This window comes from Paenibacillus sp. Marseille-Q4541 (assembly GCF_018310695.1).
Classification (GTDB): Bacteria; Bacillota; Bacilli; order Paenibacillales; family Paenibacillaceae; genus Paenibacillus.
In genome coordinates, this window is record NZ_JAGXCY010000005.1 from 117,415 (window position 1) to 143,768 (window position 26,354).

Genomic DNA, 26,354 nt, shown 5'->3' on the forward strand with positions numbered 1-26,354 from the left:
CTATTAAAGCAATAGATTCTATATCTTGGTCAAATCTACCTTAGGTATGTTACAAAGATATATAGAAGTTTATGACGAGAAAAAATTGAAAATTTATATTCTACATATGGAAACGGAGCGTGTTGTCATGTCAGAAGTGAAAAAGATAGCGGTCATTTCAGGAGATGGTATTGGGCCTGAGGTTGTGGCAGAAGCTGAGAAAGTGTTGAAACGGACTGAAGAAATATTCGGTTATACTTTTGAAACAAGCCATGCCTTGTTCGGTGGAATTGCCATTGATCAAAAGGGAACACCGCTTCCAGAAGAAACGCTCGAAGTATGTCAGAGTGCAGATGCCGTATTGCTTGGAGCAGTAGGTGGCCCTCAGTGGGACAACAATCCAAAAGAACTTAGACCAGAAACAGGATTGCTTGGGATCCGTAAGGCACTCGGACTTTTTTCTAACCTGCGTCCTGCTGTTGTTTTTGACTGTTTGAAAGATGCTTCTACTCTGAAGCCTGAAGTTCTGGAAGGCACTGATTTGATGGTTGTTAGAGAACTGACTGGTGGGATTTATTTCGGCGAGAAGCTCCGCAGACAAGGGGAGCAAGGAGAAGAAGCAGTTGATACTTGTGTATACAACGTCACTGAAGTAGAGCGTATCGTTAGACAGGCATTTGAAATCGCTCAAAAACGGAAGAAGAGACTTGCTTCCGTTGATAAGGCAAATGTTTTGGAAACATCAAGACTGTGGCGTGAAGTTGTAAATCGTGTAGCGCCAGACTATCCCGATGTGGAAGTAGAACATGTCCTTGTTGATAACTGTGCGATGCAGCTTCTTCGCAGACCAGCAAGCTTTGATGTTATTGTAACAGAGAATATGTTTGGCGATATTCTGAGTGATGAAGCGGCTATGCTGACGGGTTCCATTGGTATGCTAGCATCTGCATCGCTGGGAGAAGGCAGCTTTGGATTGTACGAACCAGTCCATGGTTCGGCGCCAGATATTGCTGGACAGGGAGCAGCGAATCCAATCGCTACGATCTTGTCTGTTGCATTAATGTTCCGAATGACTTTTGGGTATGAGGATGCTGCTGATGCAATCGAAAAAGCGGTAGCAAAAGTACTGGATGATGGTCATCGTACTAGCGATATTGCTGTAGATAAGAGCAAAGCGATCAGTACTTCAGAAATGGGAGATTTAATCGTAAAATATATCGTAAAATAGATAAGTTGAACCGAGTTTCTTCCTTATAATATAGTGATCCATAGAGAGCAGTTTATACCTCTTCACTCAGCATAAGTAACTGAGAAAGAGAATATTCTGCTCTTTATATTTTAATAATTACTTCAACGATATGATTGTTCTTATTGTAATAAAGAAATTATGATAATATCTTGATTTTAAAAGAGTGGAATGATAGGATTTAATAGGCAACTCCTGATTTTGTAATGGAAACAGTGTCGGATGATGATTAAGAGTTGGGTAAAGTTCAACTTTCTGACTACCGCAATAAATGGCTAGTATTTTTCTTTTATCCACTAGATTCCACTTTTTGCCCTACTGAAGTTACAGTAATCAGTGGAGTAAGTGCGGACTCTATCCACAGTCACATAATATAGATCAATGCTCCACGTGACATCTGTGCAATGACTGGAAACCAAGCGATAGCAACTTGTAAATTCAGCATTTTTTACCGATATTAGACAGGCCCTTACAGTATTTTTAATGCTGTGGGGGCTTTTTTCGCCAAATAAGACAGTATTTCTTGAAATTTACAAAAAACGCGTTTAAGTACTCGTAAATACGTGTTATAACGAGTATAGAATCATTTTTTCTTTATAAAGAGGAAAACGAACAGACATAACGAATAGGGTAAAAGAATACGCTATTGAACATAATGTAAACAATGCATCCGGTGCGTGTCTACAAGGAGGGTGAACAAATGAGTTTTTGTTGTGGAGCAAGTATGATTGGAACGAAGGGAACATTAAAACATTACCGTACGCAGGTCCACAATGTTCCCCTGCTCTTTTGTCCGGTATGTCATCGGGTAGAAGTCCATTACAAAGTAGAAAATGAATATGAAATATTGGCAGAGTATGCACATGGTGATGGGGCATCGGAGATTGATTTCCAGGACTATGTGATGGAAGATGAAGACACGATTTATGAGAATTGTGTAAATCGTGAAAACGAGGATCCATTGGAAGTTGTCCAAAGACAAATCGATACTTCTCTTGACTTGCTATCCATTGCCAAAAATATAAATGATGAGAAATGGGAGAGCGAGTTGAAACGCAGACTGGCTGTCATGAGCAAAAAACGGTCAAAGTTGAAACATAATCAAACAGGAAGATAACCCCGTTTGCACAAAAATGTAGCCTCTGCCTAAGGGCGGGGGCTTTTTATTAAAGGAGTTTATAGTTCTTCTAACTTATCGAAAAGGGTTTAGCACACTATTTTCTGTTTATTCGACAGTATCTCTGATTGACTAGGCTTGGCAATCTTGTCTATGATAAAATAGACTTCCTTAAAAGGTGCAATAAACTCCTAGATATACATTCACACCATTGTATAACCCCCACACTTCTGCAATTCCGTATTGTATGATCTCTTTCATATTCTTGTTTACATTATAAACGTTTCGTAAAGAAGGATTGTAAATTCTGGGCTAACGCTTCATCTCATTCCATTTCGTCTTTTGAAAGACCAAAGGTGTCTTTCTGATGGAAGACACTACACTTCACGGTAGACGGTCTCACTGTTCAGTGACAATTGCTAGTCCGATCGGCAAGTTCCATTTACGTGAAAAAGGGGGAACCTGAGTATGATCAGTGAGTTTCAGGACACTTTGATTTCTGCGAATGACGCTTTTCCACTAAGGCATCTTGATAATAGTAACTATGAGAACATTCTGGAACATTTGGACAGTGGAATCATGCTGTTTGATAGCGAAGGTTTTCTTACTTTTATCAATGTACAGATGGCAAAATTGCTGGAGCTGCCAAGGCATCAGTTACTTGGGTGTGATGTCCTTCAGTTAGTTCAACATCCTTACATCAGCCGGTTTAAAAAGAAGAAGATTCTCAGGATATACAGAGAGACCATCTTCCAGCGTAAGCGCTATCATGAGCTTCTCGATGAGTATGGAAAACATTGGCTGATTACGATTACCTATGGAGATCAGATGGATGGGAATTTTCTACTGAGTGTGAAAGACGTTTCGGACTTCAAACAAATTGAACAAACCGCCTACCAAAATGACAAGCTTGCGATGCTTGGACAAATCTCTGCTTCCATTGCTCATGAGATTCGCAACCCGCTCACGGCTATTCGTGGCTTTATTCAATTGCTCCGCCCTCATCTTATCCAACTGGGCAAAGACGAATATGCAAAAATTATTCTGACGGAGATTGACCGAGCGAACGATATTATTTATGAATTTTTAAACTCGTCTAAGCCTTCAGCACCTCAGAAAACAGTAATTCCTGTCCAGTCTTTACTGAAGGAGATCGTTCTCCTGACGGAGAGCGAGGGTCTGATGAAAGGTTGTGAGATCCAGCTGAACAACGATCTGACCCCTCTTTATGTCTCCATTGATGTGAAGCAGATCAAGCAGGTGATGCTAAACATGGTGAAAAATGCGATGGATGCGATTGAGAATGTAGGAGAAGAACATTCAGGAATGATCCAGATCAATACACATCAGGAAGGTAAACAAGTTGTAATCTCAATAAGAGATAACGGTCAAGGGATGGACCATAACACGCTCGTTCGGTTGTTTGATCCATTTTTTACAACCAAAGAAACGGGAACGGGCCTTGGTCTGTCTGTCAGCTATCGAATCATCAAAAATCATGGTGGGACGATAGCAGTGGATAGCAAAGCAGGAGAAGGAACAAAGTTTAGAATTTTACTTCCCTTGGTATAAAATGCAAACCGTTATCTGTTATAGATGAAAATAGATCAGGAGCTCTGCCAGCTTCTGGTCTATTTTTGTTTTTATATAGGTAATGACGGGTATATTATTGGAGTAGTATGGATTAGAACGGTATATACAATATGAAATGAATTCTAGTTTACATAGATTGGAGATGGACAAATTGACTCGCTACTCATTAGAAACCATATGGAAAACAGAAGTACCTGTAGAATCAATCGAAGCACATGCCGTCATATGTTTGGTGTCTGAGGCAGAATGGATCACAGGTCATTTTCCTGAATCATGGAAGCAAGCGATAACTTCGGTCAAGGAAAGAGGGCTTTTTAACGGTTCGGAGAATCAGATGTTTACGATACCTGTAAAGCAGGGGAATTCTGCTGCAACATTAGTATTGGTTGGGACAGGTGAGCATCCAATGAGTGCGGAAGAACTCCGTAATCTAGCTGCTAAGGCTGCCAAAGCCTCAATGCAAGTTAGTGCTGATCAAGTTGTATTTGCTATGCCATCTTCACTCGTTTCTTATTCTGCTACTCAGGATGTAGCAACAGTAGCGCACGCATTAACCGAAGGTTTTATTCTAGGAACTTACCGGAGGAAAAATTATAAGCAGAATCAAAAAGCATATATAGGGCCAGGGAAAGTTATTTTTCATCAAGAAAAAATAACAATTCCTAATTTTCAAAAAGAATGGGAGAAAGGTATGTCGGATGGAAAGGCTTATGCTGAAGGAACAATCTATGCCAGAGATATTACGAATCTTCCTGGAAATATGCTGGTACCTGAAGATCTCGCCCGAGCTGCAGAGGACCTGGCAAATAAACATGGGCTTGAGTATTCCATTATGGATGAAAAAAAATTGGAGAAGAAGGGGATGGGTGGACTCTTTTCTGTAGGTAAAGGCAGTATTCATCCCCCTAGAATGATTGTGATCAAGTATCAGGGGAAGGAGTCCTGGGACGGAGAAATTGTTGGTCTAGTGGGCAAAGGAATTACATTTGATACCGGAGGTATTTCACTAAAGCCACGTGTTGGCATGGAAGAGATGATTAGTGATATGGGCGGTGCAGCGACTGTCCTTGGAGTACTCGAAGCACTTTGTATCACTCGTCCTAAACGTAACGTACTGGTCGTCATTCCAACGGCTGAAAATATGCCTTCGGGAGGTGCCTTCAAGCCAGGGGATGTCATTACAACACTTAGCGGCAGAACCGTTGAAATTCTGAACACAGATGCGGAAGGAAGAGTGGTGCTTGCTGACGGAATGACTTATGCTAAGGAGTTGGGAGCGACCCGCCTTATTGATGTGGCAACATTAACGGGAGCAGTCGTTTCAGCACTCGGTGATGTGGCTACCGGCGCTGTATCTAATGACGAAACTTTCTTGAACAGTTTTATTTCTGCTTCCCGACGAACAGGTGAGAAAGTTTGGCCACTTCCAGCATATCCCGAGTTTCAAGAAATGCTCAGAAGCGACGTTGCTGACTTACGTAACAGTACAGGAAGAAATGCAGCTTCCAGTACGGCTGGATTATTCATTGGAACTTTTGCTGATGGAATGCCTTGGATTCATCTAGATATTGCAGGTACAGCTTTTCTTACCAAAGAACGTGGGGTGAATCCAAAAGGAGCAACCGGTGTAATGGTCCGCACGATCGTAGAGTGGATATTAAGTGATGAACGTGTAGTATAACAGTAGGTCAGACGGGGGTAGCTTTTTTGAAACAATGGTCAAGCGAAATCGAGATAAATAGTTCCATTGAGCATGTATGGTCTTACTTGGATGGTCCTTTGGAACAGATGCAGAAGATTATGCCTCAAGTGGTAGAGCAAAGGCCAATTAAGCTCACAGATGAAGTTGTAGGCAGTGTATATTGTCAAAAGTATAAAGAAGGCAATCGCATCCAAGAATATGATGTTCATGTGTTAGAGTACACCAATCATCAAAATGACAAGAAGTTGAAAATTGGATTCACGTTGGCGAATAGCTTTGAGATCACAGCTTTATATGAGCTGCACCGTGTTGATACTCATAAGACGAGGCTTAAATACACAGCTACCAATAAAGCATTGAAGTGGTATATCAAGCTGTTCATGATATTCGCAACAGATAAGGTCGTGGTACAATTTTTGGAGAATGTAAAAAAAGTTGCGGAATCTGAAGCTAATTGAGAAAAGGCATTCCCTTTAAGGGAGTGCCTTTTTTTTGTACAAAAATGTTCATTCCGTTCTCTATCACTATCTTTAGTCTCTTCTGTGAAGTTATCTCTTAATCGATAGAGCTAATAAGTCAGACATGATATAGTAGATATAAATACTCTATAAGATAATGTAAAGGGATGCTGGAGAATGAAATATAAAATGATTGTGTTAGATTTGGATGATACACTCCTTCAAGATGATGGAACGATCTCCGTACGTAATAAGCAGGCACTGATGGAAGCGCAAGAAGCAGGCGTTAAAGTGGTTCTCGCATCAGGACGGCCAACGTATGCCATGAGGGAACTTGCAGAAGAGCTGGAACTAGTGCGTTTTGGAAGCTATATCCTGTCGTTCAACGGGGCCAAGATTATAAATTGGAAGTCCAAAGAAGAACCTTTCAGCAGCACATTGACACCTCAGATGGCACATACCCTATATGAACTGAGTGTAGAGGAAGGTGTATCTGCGCTCACCTATGTAGGGGATGAGATTGTGACGGCATCAGCGAATGAATATACTATGATTGAATCGAACATTACTGGGATGAAGGTTGTGGAAGTGTCCAGCTTCGTGGAAGCTGTGCAGGTACCTGTCGTTAAGGTGCTCATGGTAGCAGACCCGGATAGACTTATTGAAGTTGAGAAGAAGTTAAAAACGAAAATGGCAGGTCAGCTAAACGTTATGCGCTCGAAGCCCTTTTTTCTGGAGTTTACGGAAGATGGTGTTAATAAAGGAACTAGTTTAAATCATCTGATCCAGCAGCTTGGTATCGAGCAATCTGAAGTCATTGCGATGGGTGATGGATACAATGATGTTGCTATGATCGAATTCGCAGGTCTTGGTGTCGCGATGGGCAATGCACCGGACGAAATAAAACAACTGGCCGACTATGTTACGGATACGAATATGAATGATGGTGTAGCCAAGGTAGTCGAGGAGTTTATTCTAAAAAACCTAGCTCTGACAACGTAACGCTCTTTTCGAAAAAAGGATCCAAGAAACGCCTATCTGGGCGTTTTTTTATTATCGTAAAGAAGCAAGCCTCTTTCTGCATTCATTATGATAGACCGTTCAGGCTATAATGAAATAGATGTAGAACATTCAAATCCATTGTAGAGGATGAAGCATATTTGTCTAAATCAATCGTAGAGAAGCTGAAGCTTCACAAATATAAGCAAGTGGCCATACTGAATCAGCCGGAAGGAACGGACTATTTTGCAGAGCTGACAAGCTATGATACGGTGCTTAAGGAGCCGTCGTATGATCTTATATTCGCTTTTGTACTCGATATGGAGTCATTAAAAGAACTTGTCGACCGTGTCATTACCAGCGAGCACCTGAACCCGAGTGGATACCTCTTTGCGGCCTATCCGAAAAAGGGAAATAAAGTGTACGACACGTTCATTCATCGCGATGATCTGTTATCTGGGATAGGAAGTGATGAGGAAGGGTATGTTGGATCAAGTGATATTAAATTTGCGCGTATGGTCGGACTGGATGATGTCTTTACTGTAGTAGGGTTTAAAGAGGATGCAAAGGGGAAAAACATGACTTCTTCGAAGGCTAGTCAATGTGTAGACGATTATATTGAATTCATTCCAAGCGTGGAGAAAGACTTGGAGGATACGCCAGATCTGTTGGCATTATACCAAACGCTGACCCCGGGGTATCGCAAGGACTGGGCTCGTTATGTGTATAGTGTGAAACAAGAGGCAACCAAAGCCAAACGCCGAGAAGAAATGAAGATGATTCTGAAAGCAGGTTATAAGAGCCGCGAACTTTACCGTAGAGACCAGCCATAAGTAATGAAGTTGTAGTATATACATGGATAGGTACAGCCCTCCTTTAAGCGAGGGGTGTACCTTTTTTATTCCAAATAAATGCATGGTTTCCTGTATTGTGATAAAATACTTTACATTAATGAAAACGTTTCCGAGGGATGAAAACAAAGGAGGTTTTTCTATGGTCGAAGCTGGAATCAATGAGATTGCTCAAATGGCTGAGGAAATGAAAGTCAATATTGCAAAATATATAATTGGAAAAGAGGAAGCGGTGGATCTACTGCTGACAGCCCTTATTGCTTCCGGACATATTTTGTTAGAAGACGTTCCGGGTACAGGTAAAACGATGCTAGCCAAAACAGTAGCTGCTTCTATGGAATGTTCTTTTCGCCGAATTCAGTTTACCCCTGATCTGCTCCCGTCGGATTTGACGGGTATCCATTTTTATAATCAAAAAGAGGGGGAGTTCGAATTTCGCCCTGGTCCACTATTTGCGAATATTGTGCTTGCAGATGAAATTAACAGAGCGACTCCTAGAACGCAGTCCAGTTTGCTTGAGTGTATGGAGGAGCGGCAAATTAGTGTAGATGGACAAACTCACGTTCTATCGAAGCCATTTATCGTTATAGCGACACAGAATCCGGTTGATAATCAGGGTACTTTTCCTTTACCAGAAGCGCAAATGGATCGATTTATGCTCAAAATGAAACTCGGTTATCCGGCCCATTTGGAAGGTGTTGAAATATTAAAACGTACCTTAGAAGGCGGATTCCAAACGTCCGTATCTCCTGTTATCACACAGGATAAAATCATTTCCGCTCAACAAGCGTTTCAATCCGTTCAAGTACAAGAGGATCTTCTCCAGTATATGATTGCCATAGCAGAGGCTACAAGACGTCATCCTGACATTGCGCTTGGTGTTAGCCCGCGGGGAACACAGGCACTGCTGAGAGCCTCACAAGCACGCGCAGCCATCCGGAACAGGGATTATGTGTTGCCTGATGATATCAAGGCGCTTGCTCTGCCTGTTTTATCCCATAGACTTGTGTTTCACCAAAGATCCAGACAACAGGAAGGAAAGGCTGAGGCTTTACTTCAAAGTATAATTGAGCAGATTCCTGTGCCCAGTGAGAACATGAGTTCAGAAAGCAGTATAGGCTAGCTGATGGATCTCTTATGGTTTATCGTTGTCGGGTTTCTGCTTATTTTGCTGGAAGTGGCTATTCTTGGGGTTTCTGTCCTGAAGCGCGTCACGTATACCAGAGAGTTTGAAAAAGAACGGTGTTATGCGGGCGATCAATTGGTCATGACAGAAAAGATTGCTAATGAAAAAAGACTTTCAATTCCTTGGCTTCGTCTGGAGGCGATGATGCCTGCTTCATTTTCATTTCAGACCGGTGAAGAATTGGGAATCAGTAAAGGAAATATTTATCAAAATCATCAAAGTTTATTCACGATGAAGCCCTTTACGAAAATTTCCCGTAGACATTTTGTAATATGCCAGAATCGGGGAATCTTTCAAATGGAGTCGGTTACGATGACCGGCGGAGACCTTTTAAATTTATTTTCTACTAGCCGTAAATTACCGGTAACGATTTCACTCATCGTTTATCCATCCATCCTAGCCGATCATGAGATGCCTTCCAACTTTGAAGTATGGCAGGGAGAACTGGAAGTATCCCGTTGGATCGTGGAAGATCCGTTCTTAATCGTAGGGGTTCGGCCCTATGGTGCGAGTGATCCTATGAATCGTATTCACTGGAGTGCTACAGCTAGAACCGGTGAGCTCCAGGTGTTCAAACAAGGATTTAGTTCAGATCCACAGACCATGATTCTTTATAACATTCAGGAATCGGAAGACATGTGGAGTGTTGTAACAAGACCAGAACTCGCTGAGAAGGGATTATCCTATGCAGCTACAGCTGTCAGTTATGCAGCGGGAAGAGGTCTTAAGACGGGATTTGCGCACAATGCCTATTCTGAAAAATCAGATGCGAATATTCGAATTGATGCCGATTATGGTTCTATTCATGCAGAGTATATATTGCAGGCGATGGCTGAAGTTCAACTGAAGTGTCTCATGCCGATGGAGCAAATGCTTCGAAATGAGGCAGACCGGCAAGAGGCTGAAGAAGTTCAGCTGGATTATCTGTTGATTACCGCCTACGTGTCTTCCGCGATGGAAGTGCAGTTAACAAGACTTAGATCAACCGGGAACCGAGTTACTGTCCTTTTCATAGAGAATGAGGGGGGAGAAAATGAGTAACAAACATCAACCTTTTTCTTTACCTGTTCAAGCGTTATGGCAAGGGATTGCTGAATTAATGTATGCTTATGCACTTATTGTCGTATTCTCTGTTTTTGTTCTTCACCTTCCCCCCTTAATTGTACTGAGTATTTATTTTATCGCGATAAGTGCGGGGATATTGGGAGGGAAGGCTCTTTTCAATAATCGCATTCGGATTGCTTCTTTTGTGTCTACTCTCACGGGAATGCTAATTACGGTTGGTGGCTTTATGTTATGGCCAATGGATGATAGCCTCATCTTAATAATAGCAGGTTCTATTACGGGTGCAGTTGCAGGATATCGCGGATTTTATTTACAAAAGTATATCCAGGATTCAGTCTCGATCTCTGTAAAATACCAGCTGTTTGGACTTCTCACCTTAGTTATCCTTAGCCTAATATCAAGCAATGTACCCCAGCTGACCGAAGCTAGACTGAGTGTTTATATCTGTGGACTGGCTGGATTCATTCTGTTTATTTGGACTCGTCATACGCAAGAAATGCGTAAGGTTTCGCTTGATCCAGTAGGTCATAAACCTCTCGTACGAAGCTTTATAAAGCATAATCAACATCGGATTCTGATCTTTCTTGCTGTGGTTCTAATACTAGGAACGCTTCAGCGTTTGTCCGAATTGGCTAGTTATCTATGGAGTATGTTTACCACTTGGCTAAGCAGACAATTCGGGGGAGAGCCTCCGCAGGAACAGATGCCTGTATCTCCAGACCTCCCACAAGCTCCGCCCTTACTATTTCCGGAGGATGATAAGATTTATAAAGAGACAGCTCCTTTCTGGGAGTGGATAATGAAAGGCATCGCTGTGTTAGCAGTCATGGTTTTCTTAGGTTTTATTCTTTTTAAGGTCTGGAAAATGTTTCAGAAACTACTTCGATATCTTGATGCCCGCAAAGGGAAAATAGCTCCGGCTACACCTCCCAAACCTGCGTACGTTGACATTGAGGAAACCATTGAAGAACGGCCTAAGAAGAATTGGTTTCGTTTCTTTCAAAAAGGTTCCGTGCCTTCCGATCCGCAGCAGCGTATTCGATATTATTATCGGGATTACGTCATGCGAGCAAAAGGCCAAGGATATGAGCTTCCTTCACATCTTACTCCGTTTGAAATTAAGCACGAACTGGAGAAGATAAATGCTGAGGCTGCTATGGCTGCTGCGGCAGAAAAAAACAGCAAAAGACGAAAGGATAGCAAAAGTAATGTTCCTAGCGACCTAATTCCTCTCTACAACGAAGTAAGGTATGGAGAGCGAAAAGTAAGTCCGGAAGCGCTTCTTAAAATAGATAAGGATTGGAAGACGCATCAATAGGTCAACCTTCCCTTTACTTTTCCTTCCACGTTCAAGTATCATGGTAGAAATACACAAGGCTAACTAAAGGAGCTTATGCATGAAGACAATGACGAATACAAGCAAAATTGTAGATTGCACCATTAGGGACGGAGGTCTCGTAAACAACTGGGATTTCAGCGTAGAGTTTGTACAAGGACTTTATGAAGGGCTCAATGAAGCAGGCGTAGAGTACATGGAGATTGGATATAAAAACTCACCCAAGTTACTTAAGGGAGCAGATAAAGCAGGACCTTGGCGTTTCTTGAATGATGATTTCCTACGTAAAGTAATCCCGCAAAAAGGGAATACAAAACTATCTGCTCTCGTTGATATTGGCAGAGTGGATGAAGCAGACATCCTGCCTCGTAGTGAAAGTATGCTTGATCTCATCCGTGTGGCTTGTTATATAAAGGATGTGGATAAAGGTCTAGAACTCGTACAGACATTCCATGATCGTGGTTATGAGACTACCTTGAACATTATGGCCCTCTCTAATGTAATGGAAAATGAGCTTCTGGAAGCTTTCGAAATGATTAATGAAAGTGTTGTTGATGTAGTTTATATTGTAGACTCGTACGGAAGTCTAGATCATAGCGACATCAAATACCTCGTTGAGAAATTTAAAAAGCATCTTCCGAATAAACGTTTAGGTGTACATACCCATAACAATATGCAGCTTGCTTTCTCTAATACCTTGGTTGCTTCTGAACTCGGTGTAGAGCTCCTAGATGCATCCGTATATGGCATGGGACGTGCTGCCGGCAATTGTCCGACAGAACTGCTGATAGCTCACCTGAAAGGTACAAAGTACAAATTGCGTCCTGTACTCAATGTGCTAGAAAACTGGTTAGTTCCTTTGCGCGAAAAAGAAGAATGGGGTTACCTTCTTCCTTATATGGTGACAGGTCATCTTGACGAACATCCGCGTTCTGCAATGGCGCTTCGAGCTTCTGAAGATAAAGACCGGGTTGTAGAATTCTACGACACGCTGACAACTCCTGAAGTTAGCTTCGAAAAATAATAAGCAACAGTTTCTGTGCTAATTATGGACCCGATTAAAAAACGCTCTCCGTTAATCTTACGAGGAGCGTTTTTTTTCGTCTATTATAGATGTTTGTGATTCTTTAGACCTTGTGTTTGCGTTCCTATGTACCTATATTCATAAAAAAAGATACACGTTTTCCTATATAAATGGTATTATAGTCCAGTAAATATGAGAGAATATTGTAGAAACATGTCATATTAAATCAAATATATGGTAGTTCAATGAGTTCTATCATGTGGATAGATGAATTGGGAGGCAATGAAAATGTTATGAACTTAAAAAATGGATATCTCAGATCCATCAAAATTGCGGGTGCGGGTATTCTTATATGTCTGCTGACTCCATGGATACCAAGTTCATTATCATCAAGAGTAAGTCAAGAATTCTTTCATCTATTAAGTCTGTTGATTTCCTTAATTTCTATGATTATTTGTTTTTCTGCTTATAATCAAGGGCGAATGCTCGCAAAAGGAGATCGAAACCGGAACGGACAATACATTTCATTTGTTTTCTTCGCCGGGGGAATGCTCGAACTGCTTCTGTTTCTTCACTACAGTAGAATCACAATTGGCTATGAACTAATGGTCGACTCCACAGATGTGCTACTGGTCATTTTTATGGCTCGTCTGATCTGTGTTCTAGGAATGTTGTTTTTAGGATTTATGCCACCTAAGCCAGAGCAGAAACCGATTCCAAAATGGACGTGTCTGACTTTAGGTGTGTTGTATCTTAGTTTTCTTATGTTTGTTCTTCAGAATAATGGTACTACGGAGTACTTCTTCAGCAGGGTGAATCCTTGGTCCAAAATGATAAATCCTATCCATTATGTTGTTCATAGCTCGCTGCTGTTGTTTTTCTTGCTCGCTTTAGCCGGACTTTTCATATCCAGGAAGAAGAGGACAAAGGCAGTTAACTTTCAGCTGATGCTAGGGGTATACTTTTGTATTATCAGCCAATGTTTTTTACTCCAAGTCCATTTTGTATCCGACGTGTCCTTTGTAATTTCTATGGTCTTTCAGCTGATCGCCTACATTGTTTTTCAAAATGTTTATTTTAACGTTTATATTGTGAGTCCATTGGAACTGCAAAAGGAAACGAGAGAGCAGCTAAATTATTTGGCTCATTATGATGAGACTACGGGGCTTAGAAATCGTAGATCACTGCTGCGTTATGTAAGCGGATGTATCGCGGATGCACAGGCAAAGGATGAACAGCTTGGTGTGCTCGTTATTAACATTAACCGATTTAAGACTATCAACGATTCTCTTGGCTATAGACTTGGAGACCAACTTTTGAAGCAGACGGGAGAACGGTTGCTGCAATATAAAGGATGTAAAAGCGAAGTATTTTCTCTCGGGGGAGACAGATATGCCATTGTTATGACCGATTTTGAAAATATTGAGATATTACATAAACGAATTTATGAGCTTCTGAAGCATGTGAAAGAACCGATGAGCATTAAAGAACGCGAACTTTACATTACTCCTTCGGCCGGTCTTAGTTTATTTCCATATGACGGTGTATTGCCAGATGAGTTACTTCGAAACGCAAATACGGCATTACATTTTGCTAAGGACCAAGGACAAGATTTAAATCGCTATACTTCATCTATGAAAAGTGAAGCGCAAGAGAGTCTGCAGTTGGAGCACGACATTCGAAAAGGACTTGAACGCGAAGAATTCTATCTTGAATATCAGCCGCAAATTGATCTCAGTACAAGTGAAGTAGTCGGAGTAGAGGCTCTTGTTCGGTGGAATCATCCCGAGAGAGGCAGGATCTCTCCCATCGATTTTATACCTATTGCTGAAGAAAGCGGACTGATCGTCCCCTTAGGAGAATGGGTGCTGAAAGAAGCTTGTTTACAAAACCAGGTGTGGCAAAAGCAAGGGTATAAACCGCTGTCTGTCTCTGTAAACTTGTCTATCCAGCAATTTCAGGAGGTGCAACTCGCTGAACGAATTCAGCGGGTCTTAATGGATACTGGACTTGATCCGCGTTATTTAGAACTTGAGATTACTGAAAGTACGATGTTTGATATCACCCAAGGAATGAAAGTACTCGAAAGTATTAAGTTGCTTGGAGTACAGATCAGTATCGATGATTTTGGAACAGGGTACAGCTCACTTCATTATCTAAAAAATTTACCTATAGACCGACTTAAGATTGATCAATCCTTTGTTCGAGAACTGATGGAAGATCGTAATAATAAAGCCATCGTGTCTACGATTACTTCTATGGCTAAGCATCTACAACTAAAAGTGACTGCGGAAGGTGTAGAGAACGAAGACCAACTTCTTTTTTTGCAGGAACAGCACTGTCATGAAGCACAGGGGTATTTTTTTAGTAAGCCTTTGAAATCAACTGATTTTGAGTTGAAGTTTCTAAAAGCTACAGCGTAGCTAAAAAATCAGACAAAATTAATAAACAGCACATGCATTAATCTCTGATATCTGCTATTGCATGTGCTTTGGATTTATAAGAAAATCAAAATTAAAAATAAGGTATTGCATGGTATGTAAAATCGTGATATATTAATTCTTGTCACTAATGAATGGCGTACATTCATTTGACGGGATGTAGCTCAGCTTGGTAGAGCACCTGGTTTGGGACCAGGGGGTCGCATGTTCAAATCGTGTCATCCCGATATTTATACGCGGGTGTAGTTCAATGGTAGAACTTCAGCCTTCCAAGCTGATAGCGTGGGTTCGATTCCCATCACCCGCTTCATAATGAAACCCTTGCCTCTGGCAAGGGTTTTTTATTTTGTTTAGTAGGCCTTGGTCAGTAAATCAATTTATATTGATTATAAATAAAGCTTTAGTATAATGATGGAGGGTTTTCCAAGTCTTTACGTAATAGATAAGAGGGTGGATGAAACATGTTAGGCGAATATGTATCGGCAACCGTCGTCTCAACGGCTACAAATTTTATTATGGAGCAGGAAACTGCGTTCACACGTACATATCGAACGTATATTAAACTCAGGGAAACAGGCCTGCTTGAATTGAAATTTTGGCACAGCAATGGAGTAGACTCGACTTGGGATGGCGGGAAGGTAGCTAGGGGAAGTATGCCAGGTGGCAATTGGAAGATTGAAAGCGCTTATGTGGCGGTCGGTGGAATGAACCGAGATGGCAGCATCATACCGGGCACGGCATCTAAAGTGAGTTTTGACGGAAAAGATAGTAAAGAGGTGGTTCCTGCAGAACAGTTTTGGAGTGATCCAGTGCTCCTGGATCTTCCACCTGGGCAGGAATTGGTGTTTAGTTGGACGATCTCGACTGATGGTGGGAGATCTTTCCCTTACAATACCGAAGGGATACTCGTTTCTGCCTTTGAAGCGGACGGTCATAAGGCGCATGAGGTACAGGCTGACTCGTTTACAGCATCAGAAAATCGTCTGGTAATGCCTGCTTTTATAGGCTACAAAAAACAGGTGAAGGAAAGAGTTGTTTTTGTGGGAGATTCCATTACCCAGGGAGTAAGAACGCTACAAGACGGTTACGAATACTGGGTAGCTCGTATCGCGGATGGGCTTGGTGCCGACTACGGGATATGGAATGTAGGTTCCGGATGGGCCAGAGCTTATGATGCGGCAGCGGACGGTTCGTGGCTTGCAAAATCAAAACAGGGCGATATCGTAGCGGTAGCTCTCGGCGTCAATGATATCGATATCGGAAATCGAAGTGCCCAAGAATTGATCGATGACTTATCGACCATCATAAGAAAGTTGAAGCAAAATTCTGAACAAGACGGGGTTCGGGTTATCTTGTTTACAGTGCCTCCATTCAATTTTATAGAGACGAGAGAAGCGGTCTGGCGAACTGTAAATGAAACGATTCGGACCAGCCCCCCTGAAGGAACAGATTATGTGTTTGATATAGCCGAAGTGCTGTCATGTCCGGTTCCGGAAGAACATCGGATTGATTCGAAGTACATGAGCTCCGAATTTGATCCACATCCAAACGGAGAAGCAGGTAAACAGGTAGCCGATGCTTTTCTGAAGTGGTTTCGAGCACAGTCTCTTTAATCATTTCAATTTATAATTTTTGAGAATTCCGTAATGAGTAAAGAATACATAGTTATTCATCGCTTGGGATAAATTAAAAAAATAATGTCAAGAATAAAAAATAGCTGTTCTTCCTATGGGGAGGGCTGCTTTTTTTTGAAAAATAGTCACTTGCATATTTTGTATCTTGTGAAATCATGTTATACTAAATAACAATTAATGATGAATGAGAGGTAACCATACGTCCCATGAAGTAAGACACTGAATTTCTACAGGGTAACTGCAAACCGACGGTGAAGCAGGCAGCTGCATGCGGCTGACTAACCCAGGATTCGTGTGTCTATTTTCAGTAGTGGGGTTCGTATGGTTATTTGTGCTGTGAAAAAGAAGAAAGAAGACTGTCTGCATCATTTGTGATTACGCAGTTGATCCGTCTTTAGCAGCCACAAACGAGCACCAGCTGTTTTTATATGCCACGTTATCCCTTTGGGGTTGTCAGCCGCAGGTTATTCTACCTGCGGTGTTTTATTTTTGACAAAGAAAGAGGGTATAGAGATGGCGACAACACTTATTCATATGCGAAATATAGCAAAAGAGTGGAATGGGAAACCGTTGTTTGAAAATGTGAATCTTGAAGTTATAGAGCAAGAGCGTGTGGCCTTATTCGGCCTTAACGGCTCAGGCAAAACCACATTGCTCCGCATCCTGACGGGTAGTGAAGGAGCGACAGAAGGCCAAATATCAATCCGGCTCGCGCCAGAGGAAATAGGCTTTCTGCGTCAGAATTTTGAAGTGAAGCCGAATCAAACGGTCAAAGAAGTTGCTTTTCTTGAAGGTGGAGTATGGGGAGAACGTAAGCTAGCGCTTTTGGACATGGAAGAGCAAATGAGAAATGCGGAAGATATGGAATGGCTGGCGCGCTATGGAGAATGTATAGAGCAATTCGAAGATAGTGGAGGTTACGGACGAGAAGCAGAACTTGAGAAAATGATGACAAACCTGCGAATACCGGAACGAGTATGGGATTTACCGTTTGAATCTCTCAGCGGGGGACAAAAAACGAGGCTGCGTCTTGCTGCACTCCTGACGAGACAACCGAAACTACTTATTCTGGATGAGCCGACAAATCATCTGGACCAGCAAAGTTTGATTTGGCTGGAAGAATGGCTGCTATCTTACCAAGGAACGCTAATTTTTGTATCGCATGACCGAACTTTCCTAGATCATGTAGCAACTGCAATATGGGAGCTCACTCCCTCGGGTACCCAGAAATATGTAGGTGGATATGAAGATTATCTAAACCATAAACAGCGGGAACGTAAGGAACAAGAAGTGAAATACCGCAAACAAGAACTAGCTAAAAAAGCGCTGGAAGAATCGATCCGAAAATATCAAGAGTGGTTCAATAAAGCACACAAGGGGGCAGGGGAAGTAACGGAATCTAAGATAGCAGCCAGTTACTACAAGGCGAGAGCGAATAAGAATATTTCCAGATATCATGCCAAGCAGAAGCAGCTGGAGCGACTGGACAATGACCGTGTAGAACGTCCAAAAGACGGCCCCAAAGTGAATATGGAACTAAAGGAAGGCAGTTTTGAAGCAAGGACGTTTGTACAGCTGGAACATGTGGATTTTAGCTACGCTGTAGAAGATACTGTACCCTTGTTGAAGGATATCAATCTATCGGTTCAGCGTGGAAAGAGGCTTACTTTACAAGGGCCCAATGGGGTTGGTAAAACGACATTGTTAAAGCTGATTATTGGAGAGTTATCCCCTCACATAGGAACCGTTACCGTGCATCCGAAGACAAGTATCGGTTATTTTTCGCAAGAGTTAGAAGGACTTTCACCACACATGACGGTGCTGGATAGTTTGTTATCCAATCCTTACATGACACAGACAGAAGCACGAACCGTACTTGGGAATTTCCTTTTCTCAAAAGATGATGTCTACAAGCGGATAGAGGATCTCAGTAAGGGAGAACAATGTAGAGTTGCCTTTATTCGTTTATATTTCAGCGGTGCCAATTTACTTGTACTGGATGAACCGACGAACTATCTCGATATTGAGACCCGGGAAGTCATGGAAGAGGCCCTTTTAAACTATAACGGAGCGATGGTATTTGTGTCCCATGACCGTACTCTTGTTAGGAAGCTGGCAAATCAGGTGCTGGACATGAGTAAAGGAAAAGAGATGAGAATCTACGACGGAACGATGGCAGAATATGAGCAAAGCAGGGCAAGCCAGCCGCTAACTGGCGCTGAACAGGATGATGAGAATGATCGTTTGCAGCTGCTTCATCGTCTTGACGAATTGCTATCCCGGCCAAGCGAACAGAACGGGCAAGAAAAAGACATGAACTCTTATTCTTTGGACACGAAAACCATGGGAGAAATTCGTGAGATTCGAGCTGCTCTTGCTCTTTTGGATCGTAAAAGGGAATCAAAGTATGAATAGCGGTGAAAAGTAACGCCAAATAGGCGGTGAGACTTGCGAGAGCGTAAGGATTTTCGTATAATGATGTAGCAAACATCAGGAATTAAGTGATTTTTGCTTTACTGCAGATGATAAATGCATCGATGGAGAAGAGTAAGCAGTGCTTTTATACAGGGAAGAAGCGCCAGTGATTGAGAGCGTTTCTATAAAATCAGGCTGTCTGAAGTTCGCTCCGGAGCAGTTCCTTGAACGTACGGTAGAGTTCTATAAGACTGTACTTAGACCAGTAGAGGATACCGGTTCACGACCGTTACAAACGTGCTAAAGTGAGATTGATATCGTACAGACTAGCGGGTTTTATCATAAACCCTTGGGCTTATCTTAGTCGTACATGAATCTAACAAGGGTGGTACCACGGTCTTTTCGTCCCTTTTTTGGGGGAGAAAAGGCCTTTTTTATTGGTCAAAATTTGAGAATTGCGAAGGGAGTATCCGCATCATGAAAGAAAGATTGGAAGCACTACAAGGCGAAGCTCTTGCCGAGCTCGCAAGCGTAGTCGATGATAAGGCACTTGGTGAAATACGTGTTAAATACTTGGGTAAAAAAGGAGCACTTACTGAAATTTTGCGCGGTATGGGTGCACTCAGTGCAGAAGAACGTCCGGTCATTGGTCAAGTGGCTAATGAAGTGCGTGGTGCAATTGAGACCGTTATTGAGGAAAAACAGGCAGCTTTCCAGAAGGAAGAGACAGCTAGACGTCTTGCGAAAGAAAAGATCGATATTAGTTTACCAGGACGCCGTATGCCTGAGGGTGGACTTCATCCTTTGACGAAAGTCATTCAAGATTTGGAAGACATCTTCGTTGGACTTGGTTATAAAGTGGCCGAAGGACCCGAAGTGGAAACAGATTATTTTAACTTTGAAGCGCTCAACTTGCCGAAAAACCATCCAGCCCGCGATATGCAGGATTCTTTCTACATTACGGAAGATCTCCTCATGAGAACTCATACTTCTCCGGTTCAGGTTCGTACCATGCAAGCGATGCAAGGGGAATCTCCGGTAAAAGTAATTGTACCCGGTAAAGTATACCGTCGTGACGATGATGACGCGACGCATTCCTTCCAGTTCCATCAAGTAGAGGGTATCGTTGTTGGTAAAAATATTCGTATGAGTGACCTGAAAGGTACACTGCTGCAATTTGTTCGCGAAATGTTTGGTGCTCATACGGAGATTAGACTTCGCCCAAGTTTCTTCCCTTTTACAGAACCGAGTGTAGAAGTTGATGTAACTTGTATCAAGTGCGGCGGTGACGGATGCCGACTGTGTAAGCAAACGGGTTGGATTGAAATTCTAGGAGCTGGAATGGTTCATCCGAAAGTACTTGAGATGGGCGGATACGATCCGGCTGAATACAGTGGTTTTGCATTTGGTATGGGTGTTGAGCGTATAGCAATGCTGAAATATGGCGTAGATGATATCCGTCATTTTTATAACAGTGATATGACTTTCTTGAAGCAATTTGCAAGATTATAGATTACACGAAGTAATGGAAAAAACCTATTTTTATAGAAGGAAGTGAACGTCCGTGAGAGTATCTACAGAGTGGTTGTCTGATTATATATCTCTTGAAAATGTAGCTCCGGAAGATTTAGCAGAGCGTATTACAAGAGCGGGTATTGAAATTGATGTTGTGGAGAACCGCAACCAAGGCGTAAATAAAGTAGTTGTTGGCTACGTAATAAGCAAAGAGAAACATCCGGATGCAGATAAACTAAATATCTGTAAGGTGGATGCGGGTCTTGAAGAAGAACTGCAAATCGTATGTGGAGCCAAAAACGTAGACGCGGGCCAAAAAGTGCCAGTCGCTCTTGTTGGAGCGAAGCTCCCGGGTGGTCTGGATATTAAAAAGGCGAAGCTGCGCGGCGTGTTGTCCCAAGGGATGATTTGCTCCGCGAAAGAGCTTGGCTTAAATGACAAGATGCTTCCAAAAGAACAGCAAGAAGGGATTCTTGTTCTTCCTTCTGAGCTTGAAGCAGGTACGCCGATTGAACAAGTACTGGGTCTTAACGATCATGTACTTGAGCTTGATTTGACACCAAACCGTTCGGATGCATTGTCCATGATTGGTGCAGCTTATGAAGTAAGCGCGATTCTTGGCAGAGAGATTACTTTACCGAAGCCGGAAGAACAACTGAATGAATCGGGTACCCCAGCAGCGGAACATATTTCGGTAACCGTAAATTCGCCGGAATTGTGTACGCACTATGCTGCTCGTTATATTACAGGAGTTCAAATTGCTCCTTCTCCGCAGTGGATGCAAAACCGCCTTATGGCAGCTGGCATTCGTCCAATTAACAATATTGTTGATATTACGAATTACGTGATGCTTGAATACGGCCAACCGCTACATGCATTTGATGCAGATCAGCTTGCAGGGGGTAATATTGTAGTACGTACGGCAGTAGAAGGCGAGAAGATGGTGACACTTGACGGTCAAGAGCGCAAGTTGAAAGAAACGATGCTGCTCATTACCGATGGAGAAAAACCAGCTGCGATCGCAGGAGTTATGGGTGGAGAGAACTCCGAAGTAACGAGTGATACAGTGAACCTTTTGCTCGAATCAGCTAAATTCGACGGAACTACGGTACGTAAAACGTCTCGTGATCTTGGACTTCGTTCCGAATCGAGTCTTCGTTTTGAGAAAAACGTGGATCCGAATGCAGTCATCCCCGCACTTAATCGTGCAGCATCTCTGATGGCTCAGTATGCAGGGGGTACAGTACACCCTGGTATTGTGGAATCTACACCGGCTCAAGTAGAAGAACTTGCAATATCTTTATCAACAGATAAAGTGAATAATTATTTGGGAACAGCTTTATCAACGGAAGAAATCAAAGCGATTTTCGACCGTCTTCATTTTGCATATGAAGTATTGTCAGGAGATGAACTGAAAGTAACGGTTCCTACGCGTCGCGGTGATATTACACGTGATGTAGATCTGATTGAAGAAGTAGCACGTCTATACGGCTATGATCTCATTCCTACTACGGTCATTGAAGGCCCTACAACACCGGGATCATTCACGAAAGCACAAACGATTCGTCGTGCGCTTCGCGGTCTTCTTTCAAACGGAGGATATCATGAAGTTGTTAGTTATTCTTTCGTAAATCCAGTGCGTGGTTCACTATTCTCAGAACTTACGAAAGGAAATCATTCCGTTAAACTGGCTATGCCGATGAGTGAAGAGCAAAGTGTTCTTAGAACGAGTATCTTGCCACAGATGCTAACGGCAGCAGAGTATAATCGGAATCGAAAACAGGATAGCCTGGCACTGTTCGAGATCGGAAATGTTTTTTACACAGAGGAAAAAGAAAGCATGACGAAGCAGCCTCGTGAAATTCCTGCGCTGTCTTTGCTTCTCAGTGGTAATCGTGTAGAAAAGCAGTGGAATACAACGGTACAAAAAGTGGATTTCTTTGACCTTAAAGGCGCGCTTGAGTCCATTTTTGCATACCTTGGTCTTGATAAAAACGTGACTTTCACTGCAAATGAGCCGAAGGATTTCCATCCAGGACGTTCTGCTTCTATGTATTTGAATGTTGAAGGCAAGGATGCAATCTTCCTTGGAACAATGGGTCAAGTTCACCCAGAAATTCAAAATAGTTATGATCTAGCAGATACGTATGTTGCCGAATTATCGCTTGAAGCTATTTATGAATATGCTAGACCGACACTTGTATATCGTGAACTTCCTCGTTTCCCTGCGGTTGAGCGTGATATCGCAGTAGTGGTTGAGGAAAATGTAGAAGCAGGGGCGATGCTTTCCTCCATTCGCGAATCGGCAGGAGACTTGTTGCAATCTGTTCAGGTGTTCGATATCTTTACAGGTGAAAAACTCGGTCTTGGCAAGAAAAGTGTTGCTCTTGCACTGACTTATCGTCATCAAGAACATACGTTGACAGAAGAAGAAATTACAGCCGTTCATAGTAAAGTGGTAGAAGATCTTGCTACCCGTTTTGGAGCTGAACTCCGGAAATAGGGATATGATGGGCTTAGTATTTATGGTTTCCAAGTTTCTCCTTTATTTTCGATAAAATAATTGAAGGAATTGCTCTAAGTCACATCGAATCCTTAAAGATAAAGGTTTCGATGTGACTTTTTGTTTAGGGATCTTTATACTTAAACTGTATAACGAAGCTCTATACCTAATAGGGTTACATCATCAAGAATCAACATACAGACATGAAGGAGGGCACAACTGTGACTACACCTGATCGTACACGCGTCACCGTAGAAATCTACGGGACTTCCTATAAATTGGTCGGCAGCAGTGCCGAATATATGAAACAAGTGGCCAATATGGTCGATGAAAGAATGAACACCATCTCTAAAAATCATTCCAGACTGGATACTCCGAGGCTGGCAGTTCTCACTGCAGTACATATGGCAGAAGAGTCACTCCAAGTTCAGCAAGTAAAGAATGAACTGAAAATGGTGACTGGTGAACGTACTCAGCTCGGATCTGAGCTGAACAAACTTAAAAATACGTATGAAGAGCAAACGGAACGATTACAACAGCTAGAGGCTGCAGTAAAAGATACCGAGAAAGAAAAACAAACGGCTCAGCAGGCACTGGCCCAACTTGAAAATGTACGGAATCAAGAACAGAAGACAATGAAAGCGCAGCTTGAAGATGCGCTTGCGAAGGCATCACTTCGTGAGGAAGAACTGAAACAGGCTAAGCTTAATAATACGGATCTTACTGCTCGTCTAGAGCAGAACGAGAAAAAGTGGCAGCAACAGCTTTCTCAGAAGCAAAAAGAGTATACAGAGGGACTGGAAGCGCGGCGGAAAGAACTGCTTGCTCAGGCAGAACAGAAGCAAAAGAAACTGCAGGATGAAGCAGATGCCAAAATGAAAGATTTGAATGTTCAGCTTAGTCAGCGTTCTGCTGAACTGAATAAAGTAATTCAAGAGCGTAAAGCACTTGAGACCAAATTCCAGGCGGATAAACAAAACTTTGAGAAGCAGCTTCAAACAGAAAAAGAAAACTGGGATAAACGACTCCAGACAGATAAACAAAATTGGGATAAACAACTTCAAGCGAAAGTGCAAGATCTCACTGAACAGCAGAAACGTAAGCAGCTGGAGCTGGAGAGCAACTGGCATCAGTTGAAGAAGGACTTGGAATCGAAGCTGGAATTGAAGGAACAGGAACGTGCAGCGGCAGCAAAGGCACTTCAGGACTATAAACAACAAGCAGCTGAAGAATTACGTACGATGCAGGAATTGGTTGAATCTGAAACTCATGAGGTTCAGGCTGCGGCTAGTGAGCAGATTCGTCAAGCTGAGGAACAGTTGCGAGTGAAGCTTGAGCAGATGAAAGAGCAACAAGTCTCTGATATCGAAGCAGTTAAAGCGGAGGCTCAGGCAGAAGCGGAGAAGAGTATCAATGAAGTCATGGATATGCTCACCGAAGCCGAGGAGAAGCACGCGAAAGCATTAGAATCTATTAAATCTGATTCTGTGGAGCGTACGAAACAATTAGAACAACGACTTCAACAAGCAAATAATGATCTTGAGTCTGAACGCGAAAGATCGGAAGAACAGTTGCAAGAATTGAAGAGAGAAATGGAATCGCAGGTGCAAGAGGCTGAACGCATTGCTTTGGAAGAAGCAGAGAAGGCAGAGACCGAAGCTTATGAGTTATACAGAACCGAGCTGAACGAAACGAAACAAAAATTGATGGATGAACACAATAAGAAAGAGCAAAAGCTGCTTCAAGAGCTCGCTGATTTGCAGGAGAGCCTGGAGATAGAAAGAGCAGAAGCAAGCACACAGCTTGAGGAAGCGATTAACCATCTTTCCGGGGAAGAAGAACAACGCAAACAATTAGCGGCTAAATTAGAGCAGGAACAGTCTCGAGTTCAGGAGCTTGAGTCTCTCGCTACAACAGCGGAAGAAAAAATCTCCAAATATACTCGCCGAATTCAAGAGCTTGAGCAACAGATTTCGGAAATTAAAGAAAGCAGTACCGCGCTGCAGATAAAACTCCGTACAGCAGAACAGGATGGAGTTAAAGCTCAAGAAAGAACAGAAGAGCTTAAAAAGAAAGTACAGGAAGCTGTTGATCGTGAATCAGCAAGTACTGCACAACTTCGTAAATTACAAGAACAACAAGCTGCAAGTCAGCAGGAAATGAACAAAATGAAACAAGCGGGAGCAAGAGCAGAAGAAGAACAGCGTAGATTACAAAAAGTGCTTGAACAAGCTCATGCAGCAACCCGTAAATTGCAAAGTGAAATTGCAGCACTGTCTGAAAGCGAAAAAAGCTGGAGAACGATTGCTGAACAAAGACAGCAAGACATCAGTGAGCTGGAGACGAATGTTCTGGAGGCTGCTGATCAATTGGAAGGAACGGAAGCACGTCTGCGTGACTTGCAGGATCAGTTGAGTGCAGCACAAGGTGAATCACAGAAATCGATAACGATCGCAGATGAGCTAAGGATACAACTATCTACACTTGAGAAGCAGCATACTGAACTGCAAACTAAATACGATGAAGCTGTGCTTGAGGCCCAAAATACTCTTCAAGTCGCTCAGCAGTACGAGCACGAGCAATCCCAAACTCGTAAACAGTTGGATGCTCTTGAAGTAGAGTTGAAAGTAGCGAAAGAAGAAGTGAACAAACGACAGGCCTCACTTGATAAAGCAGAGGAAGAAGCGATTGAATGGCAATTAAGGTTTGAGGAACTTGCAGAAGCTGAATCCAAACTGCGCAAGGAACGTGGACGCTTTGAAGATGAGGAGAAGCAACTTCGGAACCAACTTAAGGGCTGGGAAGTCAAAGAACAAGAGTGGACAAGTCTGCAGGAAGAACTATACCAAGAGAATGAAGAACTTCAACGTCGTTATCAAGAGCTTGTTAATCAGCAAGCTGATTGGGAAGCGAACCGCCAGCATTTAGAGAATGAAGTGAAGAGTTGGCAGCAGCAAATTGCCGCTGGCAATGACAGAGTGCTTGAATTGTCTTACGAGAAAAATGAGGCCATCTCCCGTTATTCGTCTCTAGAAAGTGAAAAACAAGCGCTTGAAACCGAACTTCAAGATGTAATGGAGCGTTATGAAGTAACAGCTCATCAGCTGAGGCTTCTTGAGGTGGAGCGCGAGATGCATCAAGACAAATCAGAGGATTTGGCAGATGACTATCGTAAATTACAAGAAGAGTACGCTAAACTTCAGACAGAATATAATGAATGGATCGAACTTATTGAGCAGGATCAAAGCTAGAATAGATGAATACAACGTGAAAAGACCCTCGTTTCAGGC

General features: G+C 42.4%; 17 protein-coding genes, 2 tRNA genes and 1 pseudogene. All 20 read left to right on the forward strand.

The genetic code is table 11. The annotated features are described in order from the left end of the window. Positions 1-127: 127 nt before the first annotated feature. Positions 128-1,207 carry a 3-isopropylmalate dehydrogenase gene (gene leuB, locus KFT32_RS08445; RefSeq protein ID WP_211746706.1) on the forward strand — a complete coding sequence of 360 codons (1,080 nt, stop codon included), beginning with the start codon at positions 128-130 and terminating at the stop codon, positions 1,205-1,207. A gap of 224 nt (positions 1,208-1,431) precedes the next feature. Beyond that, positions 1,432-1,593 (forward strand): annotated as a pseudogene (locus KFT32_RS27430) (redoxin domain-containing protein); the annotation flags it as partial. A gap of 332 nt (positions 1,594-1,925) precedes the next feature. Beyond that, positions 1,926-2,342, forward strand: coding sequence for a hypothetical protein (locus KFT32_RS08455; protein ID WP_211746708.1), 417 nt, complete (start codon positions 1,926-1,928; stop codon positions 2,340-2,342). A gap of 468 nt (positions 2,343-2,810) precedes the next feature. After that, positions 2,811-3,914 carry an ATP-binding protein gene (locus tag KFT32_RS08460; protein ID WP_211746709.1) on the forward strand — a complete coding sequence of 368 codons (1,104 nt, stop codon included), beginning with the start codon at positions 2,811-2,813 and terminating at the stop codon, positions 3,912-3,914. A 172-nt stretch (positions 3,915-4,086) separates the two neighbouring features. Next, positions 4,087-5,616, forward strand: coding sequence for a leucyl aminopeptidase (locus tag KFT32_RS08465; RefSeq protein ID WP_481856316.1), 1,530 nt, complete (start codon positions 4,087-4,089; stop codon positions 5,614-5,616). A 26-nt stretch (positions 5,617-5,642) separates the two neighbouring features. Continuing rightward, positions 5,643-6,095 carry an SRPBCC family protein gene (locus KFT32_RS08470; protein ID WP_211746711.1) on the forward strand — a complete coding sequence of 151 codons (453 nt, stop codon included), beginning with the start codon at positions 5,643-5,645 and terminating at the stop codon, positions 6,093-6,095. A gap of 177 nt (positions 6,096-6,272) precedes the next feature. Further along, positions 6,273-7,097: a Cof-type HAD-IIB family hydrolase gene (locus KFT32_RS08475; protein WP_211746712.1), complete on the forward strand. Its 825-nt coding sequence runs from the start codon at positions 6,273-6,275 to the stop codon at positions 7,095-7,097. Between the two features lie 158 nt (positions 7,098-7,255). Beyond that, a complete protein-coding gene (locus tag KFT32_RS08480; RefSeq protein ID WP_211746713.1) occupies positions 7,256-7,927 on the forward strand; it encodes a YdeI/OmpD-associated family protein in 672 nt (223 codons plus the stop codon). A 160-nt stretch (positions 7,928-8,087) separates the two neighbouring features. Continuing rightward, positions 8,088-9,068: an AAA family ATPase gene (locus tag KFT32_RS08485; RefSeq protein ID WP_211746714.1), complete on the forward strand. Its 981-nt coding sequence runs from the start codon at positions 8,088-8,090 to the stop codon at positions 9,066-9,068. 3 nt (positions 9,069-9,071) lie between these two features. Continuing rightward, entirely contained in the window at positions 9,072-10,172 is a 1,101-nt protein-coding gene (locus KFT32_RS08490) for a DUF58 domain-containing protein (protein WP_211746715.1), read from the forward strand. Continuing rightward, entirely contained in the window at positions 10,165-11,514 is a 1,350-nt protein-coding gene (locus KFT32_RS08495) for a hypothetical protein (protein WP_211746716.1), read from the forward strand. Before KFT32_RS08490 ends, KFT32_RS08495 begins: the two co-directional genes overlap by 8 nt. A gap of 79 nt (positions 11,515-11,593) precedes the next feature. Next, positions 11,594-12,556, forward strand: coding sequence for an aldolase catalytic domain-containing protein (locus tag KFT32_RS08500; protein WP_481856317.1), 963 nt, complete (start codon positions 11,594-11,596; stop codon positions 12,554-12,556). Positions 12,557-12,849: 293 nt separating this feature from the next. Then, on the forward strand, positions 12,850-14,979 hold the full coding sequence (locus tag KFT32_RS08505) for a putative bifunctional diguanylate cyclase/phosphodiesterase (protein ID WP_211746717.1): 2,130 nt from the start codon (positions 12,850-12,852) through the stop codon (positions 14,977-14,979). Positions 14,980-15,150: 171 nt separating this feature from the next. After that, positions 15,151-15,224: transfer RNA gene (locus KFT32_RS08510), tRNA-Pro, on the forward strand. A gap of 9 nt (positions 15,225-15,233) precedes the next feature. Further along, positions 15,234-15,304 (forward strand) — tRNA-Gly (locus KFT32_RS08515). Between the two features lie 154 nt (positions 15,305-15,458). Next, positions 15,459-16,610 carry an SGNH/GDSL hydrolase family protein gene (locus tag KFT32_RS08520; protein WP_211746718.1) on the forward strand — a complete coding sequence of 384 codons (1,152 nt, stop codon included), beginning with the start codon at positions 15,459-15,461 and terminating at the stop codon, positions 16,608-16,610. Positions 16,611-17,144: 534 nt separating this feature from the next. After that, positions 17,145-19,046 (forward strand): ribosomal protection-like ABC-F family protein, encoded by a 1,902-nt coding sequence (gene abc-f, locus KFT32_RS08525; protein ID WP_211746719.1) that lies wholly within the window; start codon positions 17,145-17,147, stop codon positions 19,044-19,046. Positions 19,047-19,523: 477 nt separating this feature from the next. Then, positions 19,524-20,558: a phenylalanine--tRNA ligase subunit alpha gene (gene pheS, locus KFT32_RS08530; protein ID WP_211746720.1), complete on the forward strand. Its 1,035-nt coding sequence runs from the start codon at positions 19,524-19,526 to the stop codon at positions 20,556-20,558. 52 nt (positions 20,559-20,610) lie between these two features. Further along, complete coding sequence (pheT, locus tag KFT32_RS08535; RefSeq protein ID WP_211746721.1) at positions 20,611-23,064, forward strand: phenylalanine--tRNA ligase subunit beta; 2,454 nt, start codon at positions 20,611-20,613, stop codon at positions 23,062-23,064. A 221-nt stretch (positions 23,065-23,285) separates the two neighbouring features. Next, positions 23,286-26,315 carry a cell division protein ZapA gene (locus tag KFT32_RS08540; protein ID WP_211746722.1) on the forward strand — a complete coding sequence of 1,010 codons (3,030 nt, stop codon included), beginning with the start codon at positions 23,286-23,288 and terminating at the stop codon, positions 26,313-26,315. Positions 26,316-26,354 lie beyond the last annotated feature (39 nt).